A 5,059-nucleotide genomic window follows, 5' to 3' on the forward strand; every position below is an offset into this window, starting at 1 on the left:
AGAGCATCACCCTGGACATTGCCGCTGGCAGCATCTTCGGCATCATCGGCCGCAGCGGCGCGGGCAAGTCCAGCCTGCTGCGCACCATCAACCGGCTGGAAGCGCCCAGCAGCGGCCAGGTGCTGGTCGATGGTGTCGATATTGGCACCTTGGATGAGGCCGGCCTTGTGCAACTGCGCCGCCGCGTCGGCATGATTTTTCAGCACTTCAACCTGCTGTCGGCCAAGACGGTGTTCGAGAACGTGGCGCTGCCGCTCAAGGTCGCCGGCGTGCCGGCTGCGCAGATCCAGCAGCGCGTGACCGAGCTGCTCGACCTGGTGGGCCTGCAGGACAAGCACAAGACCTACCCCAGCCGCCTCTCCGGCGGGCAAAAGCAGCGCGTGGGCATTGCCCGGGCGCTGGCCACCCGGCCCGAGATTCTGCTCTGCGACGAGGCCACCTCGGCGCTGGACCCGGAGACCACGCAGGCTATTCTGGCGCTGCTGCGCGATATCAACCGCCGCCTGGGCATCACGGTGATCCTGATCACCCATGAGATGAGCGTGATCCGCGAGATTGCCGACCAGGTGCTGGTGCTGGAGAAGGGCGAGATTGCCGAGCTGGGCGACGTCTGGCAGGTGTTTGGCAACCCGCGCCATGCGGCTACCCAGGCCCTGCTGGCACCGCTGCGCCACGGCGTGCCCGATGACCTGCAGCAGCGTCTGCAGCCGCAGGCCCCCGCAGCCGGCCGCTTTGAGCAGGTGCTGCAGCTGGGCTACAGCGGCCATGACGGGCTGGAGCCGGATTTCCCCCGCATTGCCGAGGCACTGGGCGCCAAGGTACGGCTACTGCACGGCGGTGTGGACCGCATCCAGGGCCATGCCCAGGGCCAGCTCATCATCGCCATCGATGGTGCCGCTGCCCGCAACGACTGGGCTGCGCTGACGCAAGGCCCCGCCACCATCGCACATGAAATCAGGGTACTGGGCTATGTTGTTTGAACTGAGTATTTCCATCGACCGCTACTGGAAGGCGCTGGCCGACACCTTCATCATGGTGTCCACCTCGGCCGGTATCGCGCTGCTGGCGGGCATTCCGCTGGCCATCTTGTTGATCGTGACGGCGCCGGGCGGTTTTCTGGAGTCGCCCCGCACCAACCGTGCCGTCGGCAGCGTCGTCAACGGCTTCCGGGCCACGCCTTTTATCGTGCTGCTGGTGGCCTTGATTCCGTTCACGCGCTTGGTCACCGGCACCACGATTGGCGTCTGGGCGGCGATTGTGCCGTTGGCCATCAGTGCCACGCCTTTCTTTGCGCGCATTGCCGAGGTCAGTCTGCGTGAGGTCGATCCCGGCCTCATTGAGGCGGCGCAGGCGATTGGCTGCAAGAAGTGGGACATCGTGCGCCATGTCTACCTGCCAGAAGCCCTGCCCGGCATCATCGGCGGCTTCACCATCACCCTGGTGGCGCTGATCAGCTCGTCGGCCATGGCGGGTGCCGTGGGGGCCGGTGGCCTGGGCGACCTGGCGATCCGCTACGGCTACCAGCGTTTTGATACGCAGGTGATGCTGATCGTGATCGCGGTGCTGATTGCGCTGGTCACCATTGTGCAGACCGCCGGCGACCGCGTGGCGCACTGGTTGCGCAGCCGCTGACCGTCCGCGTTATCGCGGCCCACCACGGCGCAGTGCCGTGGTCTGCAGGCCAGGGCGTGTCTCTGGCCTGTCTCTCTCCGAACCCCTTTCAGAAAGCACCGAATGACTTCAGCGGTTGCCCAGGGCGCAGCGTTGCCCGCCGATTCCCCACCCCGTCTGCCTTTGCCGCCCAGCCAGCCCGCGCAGATCCGCAGCGAGGCCGAGGCCTTGCAAGTGGCCGCTGCACTGGCCGAGAGCTTTCGCGGCGGCGCGGCCCGGCGCGACAGCGAACGCCTGTTGCCCTGGGACGAGATCGAGCGCTATACCGCGAGCGGCCTGGGCGGCATCACCGTACCGCGCAGCCATGGCGGCCTGCAGGCCAGCTGGCACACCGTGGTGCAGGTGTTTGCGACCATCAGCGCGGCCGATGCATCGCTGGGCCAGATTCCGCAGAACCACTTTGCGCTGGTGCAGAACCTGCGCGATACCGCGAGCCCCGCGCAGCAAAGCCGCTGGTTTGCCGATGTGCTGGGCGGCTACCGGCTGGGCAATGCCGGGCCTGAGCGCAAGGGCCGCGCCGCCCAGCTGAGCGATGCCACCGCCAACCTGCGCCAGACGGCCGATGGCCGCCTGCTGGTGAATGGCACGCGTTACTACTCCACCGGATCGCTGTTCGCCCATTGGGTGCCCTTCCGCGCCGAGGATGAGGCGCAGCGCCCCCTGCAGGTCTGGGTGCGGCGCACGGCGCCGGGTGTGCAGATCATCGACAACTGGAACGCCTTTGGCCAGAAGACCACCGCCAGCGGTGGCGTGGTGCTGACCGATGTCGAGGTCGAGCCGCGCGATGTGATTGCGCTGCATGCGCTCAAGGACCGGCCGTCTCTCTCCGGCCCGGTGTCGCAAATTCTGCAGGCCGCCATCGACATGGGCATTGCCCAGGGCGCGTTTGACGAGGCGCGCCAGTTTGTGCGTGACAAAACCCGCGCCTGGGTGCATTCGGGCGTGGAGCATGCCTGGCAGGACCCTTACATCATCCAGGAGTTTGGCCAGCTGCAGGTGGAGCTGGATGCCGCCCGCGAGGTGCTGCTCGATGCCGCGCAGCAGCTCGATGCATTCGCTGCGCAGCCCGTCACCGACGAGAGCAGCGCCCAGGCATCGGTTGCCGTGGCGCGCGCCAAGATCTTGACCACCGAGGCGGCGCTCAACGCCAGCGAGCGCCTGCTGGAGCTGGGCGGTACCTCATCGGCCCGCGCCGGTTACAACCTGGACCGCTTTTGGCGCAATGCCCGCGTGCACACCTTGCACGACCCGGTGCGCTGGAAATACCACCTGCTGGGCAAATACCTGCTCAATGGCCGCGCACCGCGCCGCCACCAGTGGAACTGAGCCGCAGCACCGCCTAACGATTTTGAAGGGCCGGGCCAGCGCCATGCTGCTGCCAAGCCCATGAGCCACCACCATGACTACCTCTCCCCCTGTGATCGCCGCTGCCAGCCCGGTGGCCCCCGCCCCCGCACCACGCCAGCGCCCCCCCGTGTTTGCCAGCGAGCAGGATGCCCTGCAACAGGCCCAGCAGCTGGCCGATGCCTGGGCTGGCGATGCGGTGCTGCGCGACCGCGAGCGCCGCCTGCCCTGGGCTGAAATCGAGGCCTACAGCGACAGCGGCCTCTGGGCCATAACGGTGCCGCGCGCCTACGGCGGCCTGCAGGCCAGCGCCTGGACCGTTGCGCAGCTGATCGCCACCGTGGCTGCGGCTGATGGATCGCTGGGTCATATTCCGCAAAACCATTTCTATGCGCTGGAGGTGCTGCGCGTGGGCGGCAGCGCGGCGCAGCAGCGCTTTTTCTACGAACGGGTGCAGGCGGGCGAGCGCTTTGGCAATGCGCTGTCCGAGATCGGCCACCGCGACTACCGCCGCCGCTCGCGGCTGGAGCGGGGCGGCTCGGGCTGGGTGCTCAACGGCCGCAAGTTCTACTGCACCGGCGCCATCTTTGCGCACTGGATTCCGGTGCAGACCATGCAGGTGATCGATGCGGCCCAGGAGCCCGTCAGTGTGATGGTGTTTGTGCCGCGCACGGCCCCGGGCGTGACGGTGATCGACGACTGGGATGGCATGGGCCAGCGGGTTACCGGCAGCGGCTCGGTGCTGCTGGAGAACGTCGCCATCGACGAGGCCTGGATTGTGCCGTTCCAATCGAGCTTTGATACGCCCAGCACCATCGGGCCGTTTGCGCAGATCATCCATGCCGCCATCGACCTGGGCATTGGCGAGGGCGCGCTGCGTGCCACCTTGCCCTTTGTGCGCAACCAGTCGCGCGCCTGGGTGGATGCCGGCGTGGCGCAGGCGAGCGACGACCCCTTGACCTTGCAGGCGCTGGGCAATGTGGAGCTCCGCCTGTTTGCGGCGCGGGCGCTGCTGCGGCGCGCGGGCAGCCTGGTCGATGCTGCGCAGCAGGAGCCCACGGCGCATACCGTGGCTGCGGCCTCGGTGGCGGTGGCGCAGGCACGTGCGCTGGCGCATACGGCCGGCCTGCTGGCGGCCAACAAGCTGCTGGAGCTGGGCGGCACATCAGCCACCTTTGCCGAGCATGGCTTTGACAGCTACTGGCGCAATGTGCGCACCCACACCCTGCATGACCCCGTGCGCTGGAAATACCATGCCATCGGCAACTATGCGCTGAGCGGCGTGCTGCCCCCGCGCCACGGAGCATTGTGATGGCCAGCACCGCCGCCAGCGCGCGGGCGCCCATCATCCTCAATGCCTTCAACATGGCCAGCGTTGGCCATATCAACCATGGGCTGTGGACGCATCCGCGCGACCAATCGAGCCACTACCACCGCCTGGACTACTGGACCCGCCTGGCCAAGGAGCTGGAGCGCGGCCTGTTTGACGGCCTCTTCATCGCCGACATCATCGGAGCCTATGACACCTACCAGCAGTCGGTCGATGTGACCTTGCGCGAATCGGTGCAGTTGCCGATCAATGACCCGACCTTGGTGGTGCCTGCGATGGCTGCGGTGACCGAGCACCTGGGCTTTGGCGTCACTGTCAACCTCAGCTACGAGCAGCCCTATCTGCTGGCGCGGCGCTTTTCTACCTTGGACCACCTGACCCAGGGACGCATTGGCTGGAACATCGTCACTGGTTACCTCGACTCAGCCGCGCGCGCCATGGGCCAGCGCCAGCAGCTGGCGCACGATGCGCGCTATGACCGCGCCGATGAGTTCATGGACGTGCTCTACCAGCTGTGGGAAGGCAGCTGGAGCGACAGCGCCGTGCGGCGCGACCGCGCGCGCCGCATCTATGCCGATCCGCAGCAGGTGCGCCGCGTGCAGCACAGCGGCGCGCATTTCCAGGTCGATGGCTACCACCTGAGCGAGCCATCGCCGCAGCGCACGCCGCTGCTGCTGCAGGCGGGCAGCTCCGGCCGGGGCCTGCAGTTTGCCG

Annotated in this window: 5 protein-coding genes; all 5 read left to right on the plus strand. The window is 67.4% G+C overall.

The genetic code is table 11. The features are described 5' to 3' along the window. Window positions 1–980: methionine ABC transporter ATP-binding protein (locus H928_RS26935; RefSeq protein ID WP_192816983.1), on the plus strand; the 980-nt coding region annotated here is incomplete at its 5' end. Then, window positions 970–1,632, plus strand: coding sequence for a methionine ABC transporter permease (locus tag H928_RS0109560; protein ID WP_021026291.1), 663 nt, complete (start codon window positions 970–972; stop codon window positions 1,630–1,632). The genes H928_RS26935 and H928_RS0109560, both read left to right, overlap by 11 nt. Before the next feature lie 102 nt (window positions 1,633–1,734). Continuing rightward, window positions 1,735–2,997, plus strand: coding sequence for an SfnB family sulfur acquisition oxidoreductase (locus tag H928_RS0109565; protein ID WP_027010767.1), 1,263 nt, complete (start codon window positions 1,735–1,737; stop codon window positions 2,995–2,997). Between the two features lie 73 nt (window positions 2,998–3,070). Continuing rightward, window positions 3,071–4,327, plus strand: a complete 1,257-nt coding sequence (locus tag H928_RS0109570) for an SfnB family sulfur acquisition oxidoreductase (RefSeq protein WP_043339454.1) — start codon at window positions 3,071–3,073, stop codon at window positions 4,325–4,327. Next, window positions 4,327–5,059: NtaA/DmoA family FMN-dependent monooxygenase (locus H928_RS0109575; protein WP_021026294.1), on the plus strand; the 733-nt coding region annotated here is incomplete at its 3' end. The genes H928_RS0109570 and H928_RS0109575, both read left to right, overlap by 1 nt.

The sequence above is a fragment of the Comamonas sp. B-9 genome, assembly GCF_000410635.1.
Lineage (GTDB): Bacteria > Pseudomonadota > Gammaproteobacteria > Burkholderiales > Burkholderiaceae_C > Comamonas.